Genomic DNA, 22,585 nt, shown 5'->3' on the forward strand with positions numbered 1-22,585 from the left:
TGAACACTATCTACTAGTCACGCGTCGTATATATCTTTCCAGCTCTGCCAAGTCACGGTAAACAGGGCAAATGACGGATAGAAGCTGTTGCAGATTAACCTCGCTGTCAATATGCATATCTAACTGATAGCCTTCCTCGTCGAAATCCATATTATCAAGCAAATCAGGAGAAGTACTTTCAATTATTAGAGCTGTTAAATCAACTAGAGATAGTGCTCCTTCCTGTAAGCCATATTTGTTGAACAGAGCTTCATAGCCTGTAAACTCGGATGATTGAAAATTTACAACAATCTGATACATCTGTTCAGGAGAACCATACAGCGCACCGTTAATAAAACGAACTTCGAAAGGAAAGTAGTTAGTCATTGCGTGAATGAGGAAACGGCTATTAATACAGCTTATGAACCTGATAGCCCGACGGATACCAGATGCCGCGCCAGGAAGGAGAAACTGGTATATTAGGTAAAATATGCCTGACGTCGAGCGAACTTATATCAACGTCTTCCGTCACGCGAACTAATTCTGCATCGGCCGGTATGGTAAGATTCTGCCGCAGAATAAGCAGGGCATCTTCGTAAGAATAGGCAGTGACGCCGAAGTAGTACGGGCCGCCATCCAAAATGATACTATCTGCATCTGGTGGGCGAGAAACAGAGAATTCCAGCCAGAACCTAGTGAGTAGCTTCATAATGCCCAGTACATATTTAGTTCTATTTAAAAGGCAGTCATGCAGAGCGCCGCGAAGCATCTCGCGTGCTGACATCAGGTTAGTACCCTTGCATCAGCAGGCGAGATGCTTCGCGGCGCTCTGCATGACGGTCCTGTTGCTTCCTCAATAGTAACTCCCTACACAAAACCAGGCCAGCGAAACAGCTAAATAATGCTGTTCTGCTGGCCTGGTTTTCTAGCGCATACGGGATGCTACGGTTGCATTTTCACTTAAAACGTACCCAACGACTCCACGTGGGCTTTGCTGCCGTCTGTTACCCAAGAGTCGAGCTGGGCGGGGTCCTTCATCTGCTGGCCGCGGCTGCGCGGCACTACCACGTAGCCGCATTGCACGTCCGGCAGGGCCGACATGTCGCTCCAGAGCTTCTCGATTTGCGCTACGGGGTAGATGTCCTCTTGGCCGTGGCCCCAGCGGTACTTCACATCTTTGATGGTGACGTAGGTAGGGATGCGCTGGGCCACGCTGCGCACGGCGCGGGCCAGTTGGGCTTCGTCGTTCACTTGCAGATCTTGGCGGGTGAGGCCGAAAAGGGCTAGTAGCGCGTCCACCTGAATCCAGGTGGTCATGGTGTTGTAGTAGCTCAGGGCCAGCTCGTCCTCCTCGTGGGGTTGGGCGAGGCCTTCGAGCAGGCGCACTTGGCCGTTTACGCGGGCCAGTCCGCCGCCGCGGTCCTCGATGCGGCGCGGTATCACCTCGAAGGTTAGCACGTTGCGGGAAGCCAGGTGGTAGCCGAGCGCCGCCGCGTGCACGTCGGCACCCAGCGTGTCGATGTTGTGGAGCATAAGGGTTTCCACCTGCGGGTTTTCGCGCAGCAGTTGGGCCAGCGTGCCATTGCGCAGCAGGTTCGATACCTCGTACCAGTGGCCGAGGGGCGAGAAGCGCTGCGCCGCAATATTGTCCACGTAGTCGGTGCCTTCGCCCTTGCCTTTGGCCCAGTTGATCATGCTGCCACGCACCGCGTCGCGCACTTTCTGCTTGTTTTCGTCGAGGGTTTCCTGGGGCATTTCCTCCCACATAAAGCGCAAATCTCGCTCGGTAGGCACGAAACGCTGCCCGATGCTGCGTCCTTCGGAGAGATACACCGGCCCCGAATAGCCGAAGTTGCTGGTGGAAGCCAGCTGCTTGCGGATGGGCTCATGAGTGAGGTAGCTGGTGGCTACTACGTGCGGAATGGTAGCGCCGTATTGCTCGGCCACGCGGCGCGTTTTGGCCAGGTGAATCTCCAGGAAGCTGCGGTGGCGGCCGTTGAACTCCACAAACGGGTTCAGGGCCTTGATAACGCCCGCGCCTTTGGTCCAGCGGCTGCCTACGCCGGCTGCTAGGCTCAGCACGGCCACTTTGCCGGCCTGAAGGGCTTCGGCGCCGGCGGCCTCATACTGGCCGAGGGTATCAAACTGCACCACGTCGGGCGTTTGCACGTCCTCGATGGTGGTATCGTCGGAGAGGCGGTTGCGGGAGAGGCCGATGCGGCCTTTCTGCAACTCCTCCCGGATATCTTCGTGCTGAATGTAATCGAAGCCGTTTTCCTGCTTGATACGCTCGGCTTTCTCGTTTTCCACGCTGCGGTTGCCCTGGGCCGTGGGGTCCGACACCTTGAACAGGTTGCTGACGATGGTGCGCAGCAGGGGATAGGCCAGGTTGTTCTGCTCGCAGTGGGTGGTGAAGAAGTCGATTTCTGCGCGTCGGATGTAGGCAATGGTTTCGGGCTCCTGCTTCACCAACTGCGACACGTGAATGGCGTAGTATTGCTCGGGCATCAGCGCTTCCGCGCCTTGGTGCAGGCTGGCCCAGGTGCCGCGCTTGTTGATGCTCCAGTTGTACACCACCGGCTCCATGGCAAACGGCAGCGCCGCCGACAGCTCCTGCTTGGTTTGGCGCAACAGCTCCAGCACGCGCACCTTGTAGTGCTCGTACTTGTCGGGGTTCACGAACAGGCCCATGCCGCCGCCCGACATACCGCCCAGCATCAGGAAGCCATAGTAATCAGCCCCAAACTCCTTTTTCGCCTTGGCAATCAGCTGCTCGGTGAAGTAGGTGGTGGCCCAGGGAATAATGGTTTTGATAGGACCCTCGAAGTTGCGGGCCGTGTTGGCGCCCAGCTTCTGAATATCACCTTCCCGGATGGCAGCCAGGATGTTGTCGAATACCTCGTTGGTTTGCTGGCGGGCGGCGGTTTCCTGCTCGCCACGCAGGAGATATTTCTCAGTCACCATCTCCAGGATGGGGCCCACGTTGGAGGCCATACCGCCGTGCATGAGCACCAGCGACTTCATAATGCGCTCCTCCATTTCGGGGTGCACTTCCTCGCCTTCCAACACCCGGTGGCGCGGCAGCAGCGTACCGCGGCTGATATCGTACTCCGGGTCGCCGGGCTGCGCGAAGGTGCCCTGAATGGCCTTGATGCCCGGCCACACGCCGCCAGAATCCTGCCAGCCGCCGCCCGAGCCGCCAATCCACTCGCCCAGAATAGCGCGCGATGCTACCAAGCGCCGCTCGCTTTCCAGCAAGCCGTCGGTCAGCTGCTGAGTTTGGCCGGTGGCGCGCATCAGCAAGCTGATGATGGAGCCGAGCAGGTTAGTAGACACCGCGAAGCGCGAGCCTTTCGGAATGTCGTTTACCTTGGTTACCAGCTCGATACCCATGCCTGGCGCCACCATGCGAGCCAGAATATCGGGCAGGCTCTGGTTGGTACCTTCGAATGAAGGCGGAATCAGGCCCGAGGCAATGACCCCAGCCTTCACCAAGCTCAGGTAGTCGTTGCCGAAGTTGAACAGGTCGGACAGGTCGTGAATGTCCTTGGTGGTGTTCAGGTCGATGCTAGTCAGGCGCAGCACCGGGTCCGGAATCACGCGCACGTAGGCGTGCAGGGGCGGCAGAATGTCTTTGTCGCGCCCGAACATGCCGAGGTCGATGGAGAGGTTCACCACGCGGGCACCCTCCGGGTAGTCCATGCCCAGGAAGAAGATATCCGACCAGCCGCTGTGCGTAAGGTCCATGCGCACCGAGGTGCTTTCGTGCAGGACGGGGTAGAACAAGCTGCCTTCCTGGCGCTGGAGCAGGGCCGGATGAATGCGGATGGGGTGTTCTTCCTGGTGACCGACGCGGAACATCCACTGGTTGCCCTTGCTGGAGCGCACACTCTTGCGCACCTGGTCGGCCAGAATCTGGAAGGAGAGGTGGTGGTAGCTTTCGGCCAGGGCGCTGAACAGCGTGGCGTTGGGCCCGTGCACATCCAGTTCCTTCAAAAACGTGCTGATGGCGTGCTCGAACCGGCGGCCCAGCAAGTCCTCGAAGCCCGCGTACGGAATCTTGCCCACCGGCGCAATTTCCGGCGACTCCTGCAGGAAAAACCGGAAGCCCGCGTACAGAAACAGGATGGCCCGCACCTTATCATACAGGTTGGGCGTGGCCTTCCGGAACTCGTCCAGCTCCCGCAAATGCAGCAGCAGCGTCCGCGCCGACAGTCCACGGCTCAAGTCGTAAAACGACCGGTTCCGCACGGCTGGGTCCGTGGAGGTAATGGTATCTATGAATGCATTCATGATGAAGCGTAAGTTTTATGGCCCATAGGCAAGACTTGGAGACTAGCTCCCCTCAGATGAGGAGGGGCTGGGGGTGGTTGAAACACTAGAGTTAGAAACTAAAGCTAGTTATCGTTCTAGGCCAATCAACCACCCCCAACCCCTCCTCATCTGAGGAGGGGAGCTAGTTTTCGCTCTAGTTCTGCTGAGGCTTGCGAGCGTTGGCTTCGGCTAGCAGTTCTACCAGCGTGGTGAGGGTTTCGTCGTGGGCTTCGCCGGCGAGGCCCAGCGCAATTTGGGCGCGGAGCAGGCCTTGCTTGCGGCTGAGGTCGTAGCGGCTGCCGCGTACTTCCAGGGCCAAATACTTATCGGAAGTGGCCAGTTCCTGCAAGGCAGGCGTGAGCAGAACATTGGTGCTGCCTTGGGCTACCTGCGTTTCCAGAATAGTGAAAATGGCGGGCGTCAGCACATGCATCCCGAAGAAGCAGAGGTAGTAACCTGCCCGTAGGCCCGGCGTTTGCAGTTCCAACTCGGCTAGGCTCAACGAAGGTTTCTCGATGATCTTATCAATCTGATAGATACCTACTTGACCGGCTGCGTGCTTGCCCGTAACGGTGCCATAGCGGCTTACCTGGTGCTCAATGGTAGGATTCACGGCTGACACGGCGCACTCTTCCTGGGCAGCCAAGGCCAGTAGTTGCGCAGCGCAGCGTTGCCGTGGCACGTCGGAAACATACAGGTAGTCGCCGAGTAGGAGCAGGAACGGCTCTCCGTTCACGAACTCCTTGGCGCAATACACAGCGTGGCCGTAGCCACGGGGCTCCTGCTGCTCGGCAAACTGCGTGCGGCTGAGCAGGTGGTCAATTTTTTCGGCTTCTTGCTTGGCCCAGTCAATGCCCTGGTACGACTTCAACAGGTTGTCGCGCAGGGAATGGAATGCGGCGAGGTATCGGTCACCGTCGCCGGGCGCGCACACAATGCACAGCTCCTCGATACCGCTGCTAAAGGCTTCTTCGGCAATAATCTGAATGACTGGCTTATGGAGGCCATCCACATCAACCACGGGCAGCATAGATTTTTGAATGGTATCGGCTACCGGATAAAGCCGCACGCCGCGGGCCGCTGCCGTAATTACGGCCTTTTTAATCCTCATCATAAAGAGTTTACAGTCAAATTGTGACCCAACGGGCAGGCTGCTGAACCGGTTAGTCGATTCTGGCCGTGCAGATTTCTCAGTTAAAAATAAACGGACCTACCTATTGGGAATGCACAAATTAACGGGGAAAAAGCAAGGCTTTCTCTAGCCTACGGTGTCTTTTGTTGAGCTACCTCTCAACTCTTATTGTGCAATTACTTAACGACTTGCTATCGTAAACGATACCGGTAGCTACGTGCCAATTTGTGCTAGGCGCCCATTAACCTGATTGTACCCCAAGTGATACACCGTTTGTTAAGGCCGCGGCTGGGGTGTGTAGGTGGGGCCCACGGCACGCGGGCCCTGTGGTGTCCAGGAAAGTCGGTCGATGCAGAGCTGGCGCTCCTTCATGCCGGCATCCCAGGCGTGATACACCAGAAACTCGGTTTTGCCATCGGGGGCCATGATGTGGGAATGGTGGCCGGGGCCGCGCACTTTGCCGGGCACCTGGTGCAACACCCGCGCCCCGTCTTCGGCGCCAGCATCGGAGTAGGGCCCCAGGATGGAATCGGCCACGCAATAGTCCACGCCATACCGGTCGGTGAGGAAGTTGGCGCCGCTGTAGAAGCAGTAGTATTTACCGTCGTGTTGGCGCAGAAACGGGCCTTCCAGCGTGTGCCACTCAGCGAAGGTGCGGTTATCGTAGAGCGGCATAGTGCGGTTTTTCTCGAACACCGTCCAGGGGTGGCGGGCCCGCATAACGGTGCGGGCTTCATTAGCCAGGCGGGTCATGCCAACGAGCTTATCCACGGCCAAGCCAGTACCGGGAAGGTAGCCGTTGTCGGTGTCGATGAAGTCGCGGGCGTAGAACAGATACCACTGGCCGTCGGTGTCGCGGTAGGGGTGGGCGTCGATGGTGAACTTACTGGCGGGTACGTCGAGTAGGGCCGCCATTCCGTAGGGCCCCGCCGGGTTCTTGCTGGTGGCTACGTGCAAGCGGTGGCCCACAGTGGCGGCAATGGCCCCGCCACCCATCGAGTAGTACATGTAGAATGTGCCCTCGTGAAACACCACCTCGGGTGCCCAGAAGTCGGCCCCCTCGGCCCCGGCCGGCGGCACCAGCGCCCCACCCACGGGCTTCCAGGTTACCAAGTCAGGCGAGGAAAGCACCGTGAAAATGCGGTTATCGGGGGTGGTGCGGCCCTGGCCAGTGGTGCCGAAAGCGTAGTATACACCCTCGTGCTGCAACACAAACGGGTCGGGGAAGGAGTGGGGGTATACCGGGTTAGTGTAAGTGCCGCCGGCGGCCGCAGAATTGGAAGTGCAGGCATCTAGGAGCAGGGGCAGAGAGGCCAGACCGAGGGCGGAAGTACGCAGAAACAACCGGCGAGAGGTGGAAAGCGGGTAGGGCATAGGGGCAGGGAAGGTGAATAGTAAAGGCACAGAGGAGCCCCAAAAGTGGGCAAGATGAAGCGGACGGTAAGTAAGCGAATTGTTGTATTAGTTGGCGCAAACGTTTGCAATTTAACTGCTGAGTTTATTGGCGTAGGAAGTGTGTTGTTGTAAAATTAACTAGCGGTATAATTATAATTAAAAGCATTATCTTGATGATTTAATGATATTATTAGTAGAAATAGTTCAAATAAATCAATATCCTATTAAATCTTATCTGGCTAATGGACATATATGCAGCGAGAGGCAAATACTGGAGTAATACGTACCGGTATCGGCCGACGTTTGATGATGAAAAACGTGGCTTTACTGTTGAGTTTGAGGTAATAGCGCAAGTATTCCTGTCGGTTTTTTGTGCTTCTACTGCTGAGCTACGACTTGATTTCTCCTGCAAACGTTTGCACATTGCCGCACAGATTCCTTCCTTTTTCAATCCCACCTCCCATGAAAAACCCTGTACCTAAGTCCGGCCGCCTGGCGTTGCCGGCCGCCTTGCTCTGCTGTCTGCCCGCTGCTGTGCAAGCCAACCCAATGTTGCATGGCAACCTGCCTACCACGGCCGAAGCTGCTGCGGTGGCCGTACCTGTAACCGGCCGGGTGCTCGACGAAAAAGGCCAAGGCCTACCCGGCGTAACCGTGCTGGAAAAAGGCACGGCCAACGGCGCTACCACTGACACCGACGGCCGCTATACGCTCAGCGTAGCTAGCGGCAGCGCCACGCTGGTGTTTTCGTTTGTGGGCTACGCCACTCAGGAAGTGCCCGTATCGGGCCGCGGAACTGTAGATATCAATCTGGCCCCTGACACCAAAGCTCTCAACGAAGTAGTGGTGGTGGGCTACCTCACCCAGGAGCGCCAGAACGTAACCGGCTCGGTATCGTCGGTGAGTGCCCAGGAGGTACGCCGGGCGCCGGTGGCCAGCGTGGGCGAATCTATTCAGGGCCGGGTGCCGGGCGTGACCGTAACTAACTCCGGCCAGCCGGGCCAGGCGCCCAGCATCAATATCCGGGGCCTGGGCACCATTGCCAGCGGCAGCGGTCCGCTGTATGTAATTGACGGGCTGTGGGTGCAGAATCAGAGCGGCCAGCGCGACTTCAACCCCGCCGACGTGGAATCGGTGCAGGTGCTCAAGGATGCGGCTTCGCTGGCACCGTATGGGGCGGCTGGGGCCAATGGCGTAATTATTATTACCACCAAAAAAGGCCGCTCAGGTCCGCCCGTAGTGAGTTTTAGCGCCAACGGTGGGGTGCAGAACATCATCAAGCGGCTCGATTTGGCCAATGCCGCGCAGTGGGCCAACATCAACAACCAAGCGTACGACAACACTGGGCAGGCGCGCCAGCCGTACGCCGCCAACCTCCCGGCCGGTATTGATACCGACTGGCAGGACGAATTTTTCAAGCAGGGCTCGGTGCAAGACTACAACCTGGGCTTTTCGGGCGGCGGGCCCAACTCCAACTTCAACGTGACAGGCGGCTACTTCCGGCAGAATGGTACCGTAGTAGGCCCCAAGTTCGACCGGTACAGTTTCCGGGTGAATACCGGCTTCAACCGGGGGCGGTTCCGCATTGGGGAGAATTTGCTGCTCACGCGCACCAACCAAACCCGCCTCAACTACGCTCCGCTTACCGGCTCGCCATTCATCAACCTGCCGCAGCTGCTACCCGTAACGCCCGTGCGCGACGAATCGGTAGCGGGGGGCTACGGCATCGGCAACCTGAACGCCAGCACGTTTGCCACCAACCCCATTGCTCTCCAAGACTTGTTCAACAACACCGGCGTTTCCAACCGCTTGCAGGGCAACGTATACGCCGAAGTAGACATTTTCAGCTTCCTGCGCTACCGCCTCAATTTGGCAACTGAGTACCACGGCTTCCACGACCGGGAGAAGCGCAAGTACGGGGTGTGGCGCCTCAACGATGCCACCACGCCGTCGTCGTACGCTGAAAACCAAGGCAATGAGCTGTTTGGGATGGCCGAGCACACCCTGACCTTCGACAAGAGCTTCGGCGACCATAACCTGACGGCGGTGGCCGGCTACAGCCAGCAGCGGTTCCAGCAGGAATTCACGCGGGGCGTGAATTTCGAGTACGGCCGCGGACCGATATATTATTGGGCCTTGGATGCCGGCAGCCAAACCCCACAAGCCATTGGTTCGCAATTCACTTGGGCCAAGCAGTCGTTGTTTGGGCAAGTGACCTACGACTACAACGAGCGGTACCTAGCTACGGCCGCCTTCCGCCGGGATGGTTCGTCGCGCTTTGACCCCAACAACCGTTGGGGCAATTTTGGGGCGGCCTCGATAGGCTGGCGCATCTCGAAGGAAGCATTTTTTGAGGGCGTAACAGCCGTTTCCAACCTGAAGCTGCGTGCCTCCTACGGCCGCCTGGGCAACGAGCAGCTCAACGGAGCTTACGGCGGCTCCTACCTGTCGCAGGGCTTCATCAACCCCAATGCCAACTACGTGCTGGGCGGCTCTATTCAGAACGGGGCTATCCAGACGGCGTATTCCAGTACCGGCATCAAGTGGGAAGACCGGCGCACCACCAACGTAGGCTTCGATGCCAGTTTCCTGACGGATAAGCTAAGCCTCTCCGCCGATTATTACGTGTCGCAGACCTATAACGCGCTGATTAACCCCGATTTGCCCATTCTGTTCGGTAATGCAGGGCCTAACCCGTTTCGCAACCTGGGCAAGTTGGAAAACAAGGGGTTCGAGGTGCAGCTGGGCTACGCCGACACCAAAGGCAAGTTTCGCTACGGGGCCAACGCCAACCTGACCACTTTGAAGAATACGGTGCTTGACCTGGGCCGGGCAGCCGGTGAAGCCACGGGCGCCGCCAACTTCTTCAACGGCGGTCCGCAGGACATCACCCGCACCGAAGTAGGGCACGAAATCGGCTCGTTCTACCTGTTGCAGTTTGATGGTATCTATCAGACGGGTGAGAACATTCCGGCGGGTTTGCAGGCCGGCGACGTGCGCTATAAGGACCTGAACAGCGATGGGCAGATTACCGACCAGGACCGGGCGCATGTAGGCCGAGTATTCCCCAAAATCCAGTACGGCTTCAACCTGAGCCTAGGCTACGGCGCCTTCGACCTGACGGCCTTCCTGCAAGGCGTGCAAGGCAACGACGTGTTCAACGTGGCCAAAACCTGGTACGAGCAAACCAACAACAACACCAACTACCGGGCCGACCTCAGCCCCTGGAGCCCCACCAACCCTTCCAACACCACGCCCCGCGCTTTGCGCTCAGGTGGCAACGCCGGCAATGCTCCTGGCTATAATGACCGGTTCAACAGCACCCGCTGGCTGGAAGATGGCTCCTACATGCGCCTGAAAAACCTGCAAATCGGCTTCACAGTGCCCAAAACCTTGCTAGAGCGCACTAAGTACGTGGCCTCCCTGCGCGTGTATGCCACGAGCCAGAACCTGTTTACGGTAACCGACTACTCCGGCTACGACCCCGAAACCGTGGGCAGTGGCGGCTTCAACACGCTGGGCAACAACCTGGCCCGCGGCGTTGATGATGGCGCGTACCCCAACCTGCGCTCGTTCACGCTGGGCATTCAGGCCGGCTTCTAGGTAGGTGTTTCTTATTCTCTGACTTTTAGGTTTTTACCTCATATGAAATCTTCGTTTATAACCCGTTTAGGCTTGGCTGGCGCGATGTTGCTGAGTTTGGCCGCCTGCGAAAACAACCTGTTGGAGCAGGTTAACCCCAACCTGCCCACCGTGGAAAGCTCGTGGCGCACCAGCGACGACGCCGTGAAAGGGGCTACCGCCTGCTACGCCGGTTTGCAGGGCCTGGGTATGTACCGCCGCTGGCTGAACTTCGCTTTAGACTTGCGCGATGATACCGGCTTCAGCCAGAGCCCCTGGGGCGAGCTGGCTGACTTCACCCGCTTCTTGCAAACCAACTATAACTTCGAGGTTTCCCGCGACATCTGGCGCGACCATTACCGCACCATCTACCGCTGCAACCAAGTGCTGGTCAACGTGCCCAATATTCAGGGCATGGAAGCTGGCTTGCAGAAGCGGGTACTGGCCGAAGCGCGTTTTCTACGGGCGCTCAGCTACTTCAACCTGGTGTCGCTCTACGGCAACGTACCCCTGGCCCTAACCCCGCCAACCGACCTGAACATCGTGTTTCCGCAGGGCAATGAGGCGCAGGTATGGGAGCAAGTAATCAGTGACTTGCAGGCCGCGCAAGCCGATTTACCGACCACCTACACCGGCAACGACGTCGGCCGGGCCACCAAAGGTGCTGCCCTCACGCTGCTGGGCAAGGCGTACATGCAAAACCGCCGCTGGGCTGAGGCACAGGCGCAATTCACGCAGGTAATCGGACTCAATATCTACCGGGTAACCGGCGTGCCTTACGTTAACAACTTCCGCCACACCACCGAAAACAACCCGGAATCCATCTTTGAGGTGCAGTTTTCTGATGAGAAGAAAGGCGGCAACGACTCCGGAGGCGGGCCTGACGCCACGTCGTCGCAGGGTGGGCAACGCTCGCAGTTCTGGGGCGTACCGGGCTTTGGGTTCAACGATGGCGAGGTGCGGCCCTGGGTGGTGCGCGAGTTTTTGCAGGAACCCACGGCCACCGGGCAGCGCGACCCCCGCTTGGCCGCCACCGTGTTCTACAACCGCCGCGACCAAACCCAGTTTCCTAGCACGCTGCCTCTGGATGCCGACACGTTGGCCTACGGCACTGGCTTCCTGACCCGCTACGGCAAAGACGCCCGCAATCGGGCCCGCGTGTACTGGCGCAAATACCAAACCGACTACTACCGCACGTTCGAGGACTTCGACTCGCCTATCAACCAGCGGGTGATGCGCTTTGCCGATGTGCTGCTGATGCAGGCCGAAGCGCTCAACGAGCAAAATAATCAGGCAGCTGCCTTGCCGTTCATCAACCAGGTGCGGGAGCGCGCCGGTTTGGCTCCGCTCACGGGTAGCTACACTCGCGAAACGCTGCGCACCCAGCTTATGCACGAGCGTATTACCGAACTAACTGGCGAAGGGGTGCGGTGGTTTGATTTGCAACGGTGGGGCATGCTTTCCAACCAGGCTGACATTGACCGGCTGAAAGCCCGCGACCCGGATTTCAACACCTTCCGACTGGACCGTTCGCGCCTGCTGCCCCTGGTGCAAACTGATGTGGACCTAGGCAAGCTTACGCAGAATACAGGGTATTAATTCACTGAATTATTGAATTGTTGAATAGCTGCTTGTTAATCTCTCATTGCGAAGCGTGTAGCATTGAGGATTAACAAGCAGCTATTCAATAATTCAGCAATTACTGTTTCCATCCGTCTTTCTTTGTCATGAAATCAACTTCCTTCCGTATGGTGCTGCCCGCCTTGTTGCTTGGCTTGGTGCTGAGTTGCAAAAAATCGCCTGATACCCCGCCGGTGCCGCCGCCGCCCACGGCTACTACCACGTACACCAACCCACTGCTGGTTTCTGGCGCCGACCCGTGGGTGTACGAAAAGGACGGGTTCTATTACTACATGCACACCACCGGCGGCAACCTTACCCTCTGGAAAACCGCCAAGATGTCGGAGTTGGGTTCGGCACCAAGTAAAGTAATCTGGACGCCCCAGGCCACCGGCGCCACCTCACGTGATATTTGGGCGCCGGAAATTCACTTCCTCGACGGTAAGTGGTACGTGTACTTCACGGCCGGGCCAGGCAACTGCTGCGGTGGGCAACGGATGTGGGTATTGGAAAATAGCGCCGCCGACCCCACTACCGGCACCTGGGTGGAGAAAGGCCAGATTGCCGTGCCCGGCCAGGATTTGTGGGCCATCGACGGGACTATTCTCGAGCAGAACGGCCGGCGTTACTTGGTATGGTCGGGGCAGGAGCCAAATTCGGTGGAGCAACGCTTGTATATCTGCCAGATGAGCAACCCCTGGACCCTAACCGGCGCACGCGCAGAACTAAGCCGTCCGCAGCTGAGTTGGGAAACCATCGGCGACCCGAAAGTGAACGAAGGCCCGGAAGTGCTTAAGCACAACGACAAAACCTTCCTGGTGTACTCGGCTAGCCATTGCAGCACCGACGACTACGCCCTGGGCTTGCTCACGGCCAGCGGCACCGCCGACCCCATGCTGCCTACTTCCTGGACGAAAACCGCTACTCCGGTATTCACCAAAGACCCCGCTGACCGCGCCTACGGGCCGGGCCATAACAGCTTCTTCAAGTCGAAGAACGGTCAGGAAGACTGGATTCTGTATCACGCCAACGCCGAACCCGGCAAAGGTTGCGGCAACGCCCGTAGCCCCCGGATGCAGAAGTTCACCTGGAACGCCGACGGCACCCCCAACTTCGAAACGCCCGCCCCCGTCGGTGTCGCCCTCCCCGAGCCAGCGGGCGAATAGCAAACGGCTGCATGATGCTATAGCTAAAAACTAGAAGCTAGTTCCCCTCCTTTTTTAAGGAGGAGTTAGGGGTGGTAAAAACGTCAGAATAGTTACTAGCTCTGGCTTTCTAGTCAACCACCCCTAACCCCTCAAAAAAGGAGAGGAACTAGATTTTAGCTTGTAAACGCCGCCCGCAATAGAATTTTAAACTTCCTACATGCTAAGAACCCGCACCTTTACCGTAGCCTTGGCGCTGAGTCTGCTTGGCGCCTGCCAGCAAACCAAAAGCACGGTCGTTACCACACCTACGTCCAGCACCGCCGAAACCCAGGTGGAAACCAACGAGCCGGCGCTTGCCATTGCCAACCCAGTGCTAGCCGGCGACTTTCCCGACCCGTCCATCACCAAAGTAGGTGACACGTATTGGGCCACGGCCACGTCCTCGAATTGGGGGCCAGTGTTTCCGCTGCTGAAATCCACTAACCTGAAGGATTGGGAGTTGGCCGGGCATGTGTTCCCAAATGAACTGCCTGCTTGGGCCGACTACTATTTCTGGGCGCCCGAAATCAGCCAGGAAGGCGACAAAACCTACATCTACTATACGGCCCACAAGAAGGGCGGCAACCTGGCTGTAGGGGTAGCCGTGGCCGACAGCCCCGCCGGCCCGTACCGCGACCTGGGCCCGCTGGTAGGGCAGGAGGTAGGCTCGATTGATGGGTTTCCGATGCGCGACGAGAAGGGTGAGCTGTACCTGATTTGGAAAGAAGATGGCAATAGCCGCAACCTGCCCACGCCCATTTGGGCGCAGCGCCTCAACGAGGAGCACACCGCGTTGGTGGGCGAAAAAAAAGAACTGTTCCGCAACACCGCGCCCTGGGAAGGCAACCTAGTGGAAGGCGTGGCGATGGTGAAGCGCAACGATTACTTCTATGCGTTTTACGCCGCCAATGGCTGCTGCGGGCACACCTGCACCTACGGCACCGGAGTGGCGCGGGCCAAGAGTTTGCTAGGCCCTTGGGAGAAGTACGAAAAGAACCCCATCCTCACCAAGAACGACAAGTGGGCCTGTCCCGGCCACGGCACCGTGTTCAACCACGGCAACCACTGGTACATGCTGCACCACGCCTACGACACCCGCAGCTTTGAGTTTGTGGGCCGTCAAGGCGTAATCAGTGAGTTCACCTGGACTGCCGAAGGGTGGCCGGAGTTCACCAACAATGGCTCCGTGCCGGTGCAGGCCGCCCCTGTAGCCAAGGCCAATAACCTAACCGACGAGTTTGACGGGCCGGTGCTGCAACCGTCGTGGCAATGGCCAGTGCAGGAGCGGCCCACTGTGGCTGTGCGTGGCGGCCAACTACGCCTGACGGCCCGGCCCGAACATAGCGGCGCCGCACTCGGTCAGCACACTACTTCCGCCAACTACACCGCCACCACCACCCTGCTGAACCCCGCCGGTTTGCCCGCTGGCACCGTAGCCGGCATTGCCGCCCACGGCGACCCGGAAAACACGTTGGCCCTCACCGCCGGCGGCGGCAAGCTGCAACTCTGGCAAATGGAAAAGGGCAAGCAGAAAATCCTCAGCGAAACCAAGCTGCCCACCGCTACTGCCCTGACTTTCCGCCTGAAAGCGGAAAACGGCAACCTGTTCCGCTTCGACTACAGCACCGACAACGGCAAAACCTGGCAGGCTATGCCCGCCGCCGGGGCCACCGCCATCAACGGAACCTACCTGCCGCCCTGGGACCGGGGCGTACGGGCCGGGGTGTTGGCCAAAGGCCCAGTTACCGCCACCGCCACATTCGAGCGGTTCGAGTTAGATAGCCAGTCTCTTTAGCTATTAGCTCTTAGCTGCTGGCTATTGGCTTTCTGTTCAACGGTAAAGCTAATAGCTAGCAACTAAGAGCTAACAGCCAATGTCCTCCCCTGAATAGCCGCGGCCATCAGCTCCGGAAACTGGGCGGGGGTGCAGGCGAAGCTGGGGATGTCAAGGGCGGCGAGCTTTTCGGCTACGCGCCGGTCGAAGCTGGGGGCGCCTTCGTCGGAGAGGGCGAGTAGCGCCACTATAGTGACGCCAGCAGCGCGCAAGGCAGCGGCGCGCTTAATCATCTCGGCTTCATTGCCGCCTTCGTATAAGTCGCTAACCAAGACTAGGATAGTATCGGTGGGGCGGGTGATGAGCTGCTGGCAGTAGGTGAGGGCTAGGTTGATGTCGGTGCCGCCGCCAAGTTGCACGCCAAACAGCAAATCCACCGGGTCTTGCAGGTTTTCACTCAGGTTGACTACCGCCGTATCAAACACCACCATGTGCGTTTTCACCGCCTTGATGGACGCCAGCACCGCCCCAAACACACCCGCATACACCACCGACGAGGCCATCGAGCCGCTTTGGTCGAGGCACAGTACGATTTCTTTGAGCGCCTGCCCGCGCCGCCCGAAACCCACTAGCCGCTCCGGAATAATCGTGCGCTGCGCCGGCTGGTAGTGCTTCAGGTTCACCCGAATAGTCGCGCCCCAGTCGATTTCCCGGTAGCGGGGGCGGGGGTTGCGCACAGCGCGGCTAAGGGCGCCCTGCACGGCTTGCCGCAGCGGATTCGAGAGTTTCTGCTCTAACTCCTGCACCACTTTGCGCACCACCTCGCGGGCCGTGTGCTTGACTTTCTGCGGCATCACCCGGCTCAACGACAGCAGCGTACCCACTAATTGCACGTCGGCTTGCACGGTGCGCAGGATTTCGGGCTCCATCAGGAGCTGCTGTAACCCCAGGCGGTCCATGGCGTCGCGTTGCATCACGGCCACCACGTCGGCAGGAAAGTAGGTGCGGATGTCGCCGAGCCAGCGGCTCACACGCGGGGCTGAGCCGCCGAGGCCGGCTCGGCGCTCTTTGCCTTCCTGCTCGTCGTAGAGGGCGGTTAGCACTTGGTCCATGCCCTGGTAGTCGGGCGAGAAGGGCGTGTGGTTGTCGGCGTCGGCGGCGGAACCGAGTACCAGTTTCCAGCGAGCAGCAGCAGATTCAAGCATAAGTGAGGGAGCAGGATAGGTGGTCAAGTAACGGCATAATTGGCAATTACCCAAGGTGCCGACTTGCTGCCGGGTGTTCTGGCTAACGTCAGGCTGGGTGCGCTATTTGAGGAGTGAGCCGCCGCCAAGCAAATAAGGCTGTCATGCAGAGCGCCGCGAAGCATCTCGCCTGCTGATGGCAGGTTAGTGATTCCGCGTCAGCAAGCGAGATGCTTCGGCTGCGCCTCTGCCTGACGGCCTTTTATCATTTTTCACCCCGCCTCATGAATAACAAGAGCCGTCCGTTGCTGAAGTACTCGGTTAGCTTTCTACCTTGGCTTTCTGTAATCCTTTCTGTGCATGAAAAAATACTACTGGCTTCTTTTGCTTCTGACGTTCAGCGCTCAGCTGGCTTCCGCCCAAACCCTGGCTGAAAAAACCAAGGGCCTCCAGAAATACGCAGGCTTCTTTCCGTTTTACTGGGACGAAAAAGGCGGGAGGATTCTGCTGGAAATCGACAAGCTCGACCAAGAGGTGCTGTACGTTAGCACGTTGCCCAACGGGGTTGGCTCCAACGATTTAGGCCTGGACCGGGGCCAGATCGGGCAGACGCGCATTGTGAAATTCGTGCGTAGCGGCCCGAAGATTCTGCTGCTGCAACCTAACTACCGCTACCGCGCGGTGAGCGACAACACCGACGAGCGGAAATCGGTGGAGCAGGCGTTTGCGCAGTCGGTACTTTGGGGTTTCAAGGCGGAAGCGCAGGAAGGTAACCGCGTGCTGGTGGACCTGACCCCATTTCTGCTGCGCGATAGTCACCAAATCGGCGACAAGTTGGAAGCCCTCAACCAAGGCAGCTTCAAAGCCGAAGAAAGTCGCTCGGCAGTATTCATGCCCAACACCAAGGCGTTTCCGCAAAACACCGAGTTTGAAGCCATTATTACGCTGATTGGCAAAGCCAAAGGACGGGAAATCAGCTCGGTAACGCCCGATCCGAATGCTGTGACGGTGCACATGCACCACTCCCTAATTCAGCTGCCCGACGCGCAGTATAAGCCCCGCGCCTTCGACCCGCGCGCCGGCTATTACGCCAACGAGTACATGGATTACGCCACGCCCATCGACCAGCCCATCATGAAGCGGCAACTCGAACGGCACCGGCTCCGGAAAAAGGACCCTACCGCCGCCGTGAGTGACCCGGTGGAGCCCATCATCTACTACCTCGACCGGGGCGCGCCCGAGCCCGTGCGCTCGGCCCTAATGGAAGGGGCCGCATGGTGGAACCAGGCCTTTGAGGCGGCCGGCTACCGCAACGCCTTTCAGGTGAAGCTGTTGCCCGAAGACGCCGACCCCATGGACATCCGCTACAACCTCATTCAGTGGGTGCACCGCTCCACCCGGGGCTGGTCATACGGCTCGTCCATCGTGGACCCGCGCACCGGCGAAATCATCAAAGGGCAGGTGTCGTTGGGCTCATTGCGGGTGCGGCAAGACTTCCTGATTGCCGAGGGGTTGTTGCAGCCCTACGAAGACGGCAAGCCCACCAGCCCCGAAATGCTGCAAATGGGCGTGGCGCGCCTGCGCCAACTGGCGGCGCACGAAGTCGGCCACACCCTGGGCCTCTACCACAACTACTCGGCGAGCAGCAAAGACCGGTCGTCGGTGATGGACTACCCCATGCCCCGCATCAAGCTGCGCCCCGATGGCACCATCGACCTGAGCGACGCCTACGCCGTGGGCATCGGCAGCTGGGACAAGCGCGCCATCCTCTACGGCTACCAGGATTTCGGTCCGCAAGCCGACGAAGTGGCTGGCTTGAAGGCTATTATCAACCAGACGCTCAAGGAAGGCTACGTATTCATGTCGGATGCCGATGCCCGTGCGGCCGGCGGGGCGCACCCCGCCGCGCACCTCTGGGACGAAGGCGCCAACGCCGCCGATGAGCTGAACCGCCTGATGGATATCCGCCAGAAGCTGCTGGCTCGGTTCTCGGAAAAAGCCCTGGCGCCGGGCCAGCCGATGGCCATGCTGGAAGAAGTGCTGGTCCCGATTTACCTGCTCCAGCGCTACCAAGTGGAGGCGGCGTCCAAGGAAATAGGCGGCCTCTACTACACCTATGCCGTGAAAGGCGACGGCCAAACCATCACGCAGCTAGTCGAGCCCGCCGAGCAATGGAAGGCCTTCGAAGCCCTCATGCGCACGATTTCGCCGCAGGAGCTGGCACTTTCCGAGGAACTGCTAGCCAAGATTCCGCCGCGCCCCGTCAACTACAACCGCAGCCGCGAAACCTTTCCCACCCGCACTGGCCTCACCTTCGACCCTACTGGCGCGGCCGAATCGGCGGCGGCTACCACCTTGGAGTTTCTGCTGAATCCGCAGCGGGCGGCCCGCTTGGAAGAATACCACGCCCGCCATGCCGCCCAGCCCGGCTTGGCCGAAGTGCTAGATAAGCTGGTGCAACGCACCTGGCAGAGCAAGCCTGAAGCCGGATATACTGCTCAGCTGCAACTGCTTGTGAACACGCTCACGCTGCGCAATATGCTGGCGCTGGCCGCTGCCCCGCAAGCTCCCGCCAACGTGCGGGCTCTAACCTCTCTGAAAGTAGAGGAGCTGAAAACCTGGTTGCAAAAAGAAGAAAAGCGCACCAAAGACGAAGCCCGCAAAGCCACCCTTTTCGCCGCGCTGCGCACCATCAATCAGTTTGAAGCCGCCCCCGACAAGTTCCAGCCCGCACCCGCCCTCCCCATGCCCGACGGCGCCCCCATCGGCGACACCGGCTGTGAAGGGTTTTAAAGGAAACCTATAATTACATAAGCTTATCCTAATGAAATTCTTAAGAAAATTGCGTCAAGTACTCCGTAGTGATGCTCCTAGTGCCCCTGTTGTAGCCAATCCAGAACCAGATGCACCTACACTGGATAATCTACTGCATGAACAAATCTTCACTCAACTGCCTGTCCTTTTCCCAGACCTGCAAATAGAAAAACAGGGCGACGAGTTTGTCCTCAGGCCTTATATGCTGACGCTAGAAGCCAGCGTAATAGAGCGAACGGAGCATCCTGATATCATCGTGCTGGGGCTAGATATGCGGCTAAGGCACCCAGAATTTTTCCCGGGAGCTATAGTGGAATGCTTGGCTGGCATTGGAGAAAATGATTTTGACGCCATAAACAGGGGCGTTCAAAACTACTTACATAGTGTGCTGCACGTAGTAATAGAGGCGTTAGAAGGATGCCATATACCTAATTTAGATATTGTCTCAGCTACCAACGAGGTGCTGTGGCATCCATTAGTAAGTGAGCTACAGCTACAAGGTGTCTGGGCTCGACAAATAGACCAAACAGATGACCATCATTTTCTAACCCTGCTTAAGCCTTATCTACTCCAGCATCTAACTTCTCAGCCTATTCAGTGGCTGAAGGTGTACGCCAGCAAGTTGCCTGATGGAGAATTCATTGGAGAGTGCATGCTAAATAACGAGCCGTGGCAGGAAGGCCTGACTGTAATTCAACGAGATACCGAAGCGTGGCCAACTGCGGGCGACTTTGCAGGGCAAAAGCAATTCTTTGTTTTTCGTCAGTGTGGGCGATGAGCAAAACCAGCCGCAGAAGAAGCCGCAACATCCAGACCTATTGCTCTGGATAGTTCAAGACTACGTAGGTAGGTACAGCTAATCTCCTACTCGAAAAAGTCGCCGGGGTCAGTTTGGCTGAGGTACTTGTTGAGGCTGCCGAGGTTGCCGAATATGGGGTGGATGAGACGCAGGAAGTGCTCGGTAGTGGCGCGGCTGTCGGTGTAGGCCCGGAAGATTTCGCCCTCGCCGGCCAGCTCTATATGGTCCAATATTTCGGGGGCGTGCTCTTCCAGGATGGTTTCGATGTGCTCCACCCAGGAGGCGCCGCTGCCGCTGTAGCCGTGCTTTTCAAACACGTTGTAGTAGTCGTCCATCTCCGATAGGTCCACTACAATACGGTACTGGCGTTCGGGCGTGGGCTCTGGTACGTTGAAAACGACGAAAGGAAAGGTAGAACTCATGCGGACAAGGTAGCGCAAAATACCCGCTGGTAGGGCTGATTATGCTTTCAGCATCACCACGAATTCGGTGAATTCGCCCGGTTGGCTTTTCACTTGTAACAACCCGCCATGGCCTTTCTCTATGATGTCGTGGCTGAGCGAAAGGCCGAGGCCGGTACCTTCGCCGGCAGGCTTGGTGGTGAAGAAGGGCTGAAAAACTTGCTGTTGGACTTCCTCATTTATACCCAGGCCGTTGTCGCGGATGCTGATTTCGACGGTGCGTCCCAGCTGCTGGGTCCGGACCAGCACCTGTGGCTGGTAGCCCAACTCGGCGGTTTGGGCGCGCTGCTGTACCGCGTAGAAGGCATTGGTAAGCAAATTCAGGAGGGCCCGGCCCATGTCCTGGGGCGCCAGCTCCAGGAGAGGCAGTTCAGGGGCCAGGTCGAGGGTGAGGGAAACCTGGGCAGCGGAGTCCTGCGCCTGCAAACCTTGATACGCCAGGTAGGCCTGCTCGGCTACCAGCGTGTTTAGGTCGGTGGGGTGGCGGGGGCCGGTGCCGGCGCGTGAGTGGGCCAACATGTCGCGGATAATGGACGAGGCGCGGGTACCGTGCTGGCTAATTTCCTGCAAGTTCTGCTTTAGCCCCGCCATTATATCGTGCTCCAATCCGGCGGGGGCGTGGCTGTATTGGTTCTGCTGCTTCATCTGCTCCAGCATAGTGGTACTGACATCGGCAAAGCGTTTCATGAAGTGCAGTGGATTTTGCAATTCGTGCGCAATACCGGCTGACACTTCCCCCACAAACGCCCATTTTTCGGCGGCTACCAGCTGCTGCTGCGTGGCCCGCAACTGCGCCAACGTACGCCGGTTGCGGCGTAGCTGCCTGTAAAGCACCGCCCCAAGGCCCACCAGCAATAGCAGCGCCCCCACCGCCACTCCCAGCAGCAGGTTGCGTTGGCGCAAGCGTAAGGTTTGTACCAACTGAGCTTGCCGCAGGTTGGCAATCTGGGTGTTTTGAGCTTGTTCTAGTCGCTCGCCTTCGTACTGCGCCACTGAGAAACGCCCCTGAGTGCGTACCAGCGAGTCGGTGAGGGCCAGATACACTCGGGTGTACTGCTGCGCCTGCTCGGGCTGTTGGTGGGCGTCATAGAACCGGATAAGCTCTTGTAGCAGCCTGGGACGCAACATGTTCAACTGGCTGACCGTGGCTTTTTGGAGTGCGGTGCGCCAATGCACTTCGGCCTGCCCGTACTGTTGCCGCACCACGTAGTAGCGGGCCCAGGCTTCATCGAGCATAAACTCGCCAGGCCGCCCCGAAATGTCCATGTGCAGCGAATCGGCGAGCTGCTGACTGCGCCGTAGCAGCGGATACGCCTGCGCCGGTTGTCCCTGCTGCAACAGGGCGGCACCTTTCAGTAGCAGCGCGTAGGCCGTGTAGGTGGGGCGGTTGGTGGAGTCGTGGCGGGCGGCCTGGACCGCCAGTTCGGCGTAACGCAGGGCCTGAGCTGGCTGCTCTAGCTGCCGGTACAGCCGGGACAGGGCATTGAGAATGTAAACTTCCTGCAAGCCCTTGAACTGGTAATGGCGCAGTAGCCGGCCGGCCTTTTGGAGGTAGTAGACGGCCTTAGTGTGGTTACCCCATTCGGCATACGTGTTGCCGGCTACCATCAGCTCATTGGCATACAGCCGCCGGTCGAAGTGCTGGAATAAGTCGGCGGCGTGCAGAAAGCAGCTGATGGCCTGGTTGAAGTCGCCGAGGTGGCGGTAGCTGCCACCTAGCACCAGGTAGCAGGCCGCCGCATTTTCGCGGTAGTCGTGCAGGCGGTAGTAGGCGAGCTGCCGCCGGAAATACGTTAGCCGGGCTGCCGACTGGTGCATGCGGTTATAGAGCGGGGCCAGGTCGATGAGCAGCTTCGGCACGGGGTGATGGGCCTGGTCGAAGAGTACAATAGCGCGGTGTAACTCCTTCAGGGCCTGCTCATCAGCTCCGCCCTGCATCCATAGGCCGAGGCCGGTACGCAGGTGGCGGTGTGGCCGCGCATCAAGGAGCGGCAGTTGCTGGTTGAGGGCCAGCAGCTCATCCAGCAAGGGCAAAGCCTGCTCCCGGCGCTGGGCGTCGCTGAGTTCGGTGATATCGAGCAGCTGGACCAGGGTGCGGAGGCGGGCCGTATCAGTTGGCTGCTGCGGCAGAGTGCGGCGTAGCGAGTCGTAGTTGGTGTTCCAGTAGTTGCGAGGAAGGGCCTGCGCTGAACGGCTGCCCAGCAGCCCGCCAGCCAGCAGTAATACGCCTAACAGAATCCTCGTCTGGAAAAAGTGCACAAAAAGAAAACAAGTAATCGAAAGCTGGACAGCAAAACGCCAACGG

Annotated in this window: 14 protein-coding genes; 6 read left to right on the top strand and 8 right to left on the bottom strand. The window is 58.6% G+C overall.

From position 1 onward, the window contains the following. Positions 1-6: 6 nt before the first annotated feature. The 5 genes from G536_RS0117700 to G536_RS28600 form a co-directional block, all read right to left on the bottom strand. Positions 7-366: a hypothetical protein gene (locus G536_RS0117700; RefSeq protein WP_022824939.1), complete on the bottom strand. Its 360-nt coding sequence runs from the start codon at positions 364-366 to the stop codon at positions 7-9. 22 nt (positions 367-388) lie between these two features. Then, positions 389-763, bottom strand: coding sequence for a hypothetical protein (locus G536_RS0117705; protein WP_022824940.1), 375 nt, complete (start codon positions 761-763; stop codon positions 389-391). A gap of 176 nt (positions 764-939) precedes the next feature. Then, positions 940-4,272, bottom strand: coding sequence for a UTP--glucose-1-phosphate uridylyltransferase (locus G536_RS0117710; RefSeq protein WP_022824941.1), 3,333 nt, complete (start codon positions 4,270-4,272; stop codon positions 940-942). A gap of 175 nt (positions 4,273-4,447) precedes the next feature. After that, on the bottom strand, positions 4,448-5,407 hold the full coding sequence (locus tag G536_RS0117715) for a UTP--glucose-1-phosphate uridylyltransferase (RefSeq protein ID WP_022824942.1): 960 nt from the start codon (positions 5,405-5,407) through the stop codon (positions 4,448-4,450). 294 nt (positions 5,408-5,701) lie between these two features. Continuing rightward, positions 5,702-6,799, bottom strand: coding sequence for a glycoside hydrolase family 43 protein (locus G536_RS28600; protein WP_022824943.1), 1,098 nt, complete (start codon positions 6,797-6,799; stop codon positions 5,702-5,704). A gap of 483 nt (positions 6,800-7,282) precedes the next feature. Between G536_RS28600 and G536_RS0117725 the strand changes: the two genes are divergently transcribed. From G536_RS0117725 to G536_RS28605, 4 genes are all read left to right on the top strand, one after another. After that, positions 7,283-10,423 (top strand): SusC/RagA family TonB-linked outer membrane protein, encoded by a 3,141-nt coding sequence (locus G536_RS0117725; RefSeq protein ID WP_022824944.1) that lies wholly within the window; start codon positions 7,283-7,285, stop codon positions 10,421-10,423. A gap of 42 nt (positions 10,424-10,465) precedes the next feature. After that, the gene (locus G536_RS0117730) at positions 10,466-12,040 is read left to right on the top strand and encodes a RagB/SusD family nutrient uptake outer membrane protein (protein WP_022824945.1); all 1,575 of its coding nucleotides are present in this window, start codon (positions 10,466-10,468) and stop codon (positions 12,038-12,040) included. 128 nt (positions 12,041-12,168) lie between these two features. Further along, entirely contained in the window at positions 12,169-13,227 is a 1,059-nt protein-coding gene (locus G536_RS0117735) for a glycoside hydrolase family 43 protein (RefSeq protein ID WP_026880324.1), read from the top strand. Between the two features lie 199 nt (positions 13,228-13,426). Further along, positions 13,427-15,043 (top strand): family 43 glycosylhydrolase, encoded by a 1,617-nt coding sequence (locus G536_RS28605; protein ID WP_022824947.1) that lies wholly within the window; start codon positions 13,427-13,429, stop codon positions 15,041-15,043. A 62-nt stretch (positions 15,044-15,105) separates the two neighbouring features. Here G536_RS28605 and G536_RS28610 read toward each other — a convergent pair whose 3' ends face one another. Further along, complete coding sequence (locus G536_RS28610; RefSeq protein ID WP_022824948.1) at positions 15,106-16,227, bottom strand: VWA domain-containing protein; 1,122 nt, start codon at positions 16,225-16,227, stop codon at positions 15,106-15,108. Positions 16,228-16,566: 339 nt separating this feature from the next. On the opposite strand from G536_RS28610, the gene G536_RS0117750 reads away from it, so the two are divergent. Together G536_RS0117750 and G536_RS0117755 are read left to right on the top strand one after the other, a co-directional pair. Then, complete coding sequence (locus G536_RS0117750) at positions 16,567-18,999, top strand: zinc-dependent metalloprotease (protein WP_022824949.1); 2,433 nt, start codon at positions 16,567-16,569, stop codon at positions 18,997-18,999. A 31-nt stretch (positions 19,000-19,030) separates the two neighbouring features. Continuing rightward, complete coding sequence (locus G536_RS0117755) at positions 19,031-19,798, top strand: DUF6348 family protein (RefSeq protein WP_022824950.1); 768 nt, start codon at positions 19,031-19,033, stop codon at positions 19,796-19,798. 86 nt (positions 19,799-19,884) lie between these two features. On the opposite strand, the gene G536_RS0117760 is transcribed toward G536_RS0117755, so the two are convergent. Then, positions 19,885-20,241 (bottom strand): Imm51 family immunity protein, encoded by a 357-nt coding sequence (locus tag G536_RS0117760; protein WP_022824951.1) that lies wholly within the window; start codon positions 20,239-20,241, stop codon positions 19,885-19,887. A 39-nt stretch (positions 20,242-20,280) separates the two neighbouring features. Next, on the bottom strand, positions 20,281-22,539 hold the full coding sequence (locus G536_RS30870; protein ID WP_022824952.1) for an ATP-binding protein: 2,259 nt from the start codon (positions 22,537-22,539) through the stop codon (positions 20,281-20,283). Positions 22,540-22,585: the final 46 nt, after the last annotated feature.

The organism is Hymenobacter norwichensis DSM 15439 (assembly GCF_000420705.1).
Lineage (GTDB): Bacteria > Bacteroidota > Bacteroidia > Cytophagales > Hymenobacteraceae > Hymenobacter > Hymenobacter norwichensis.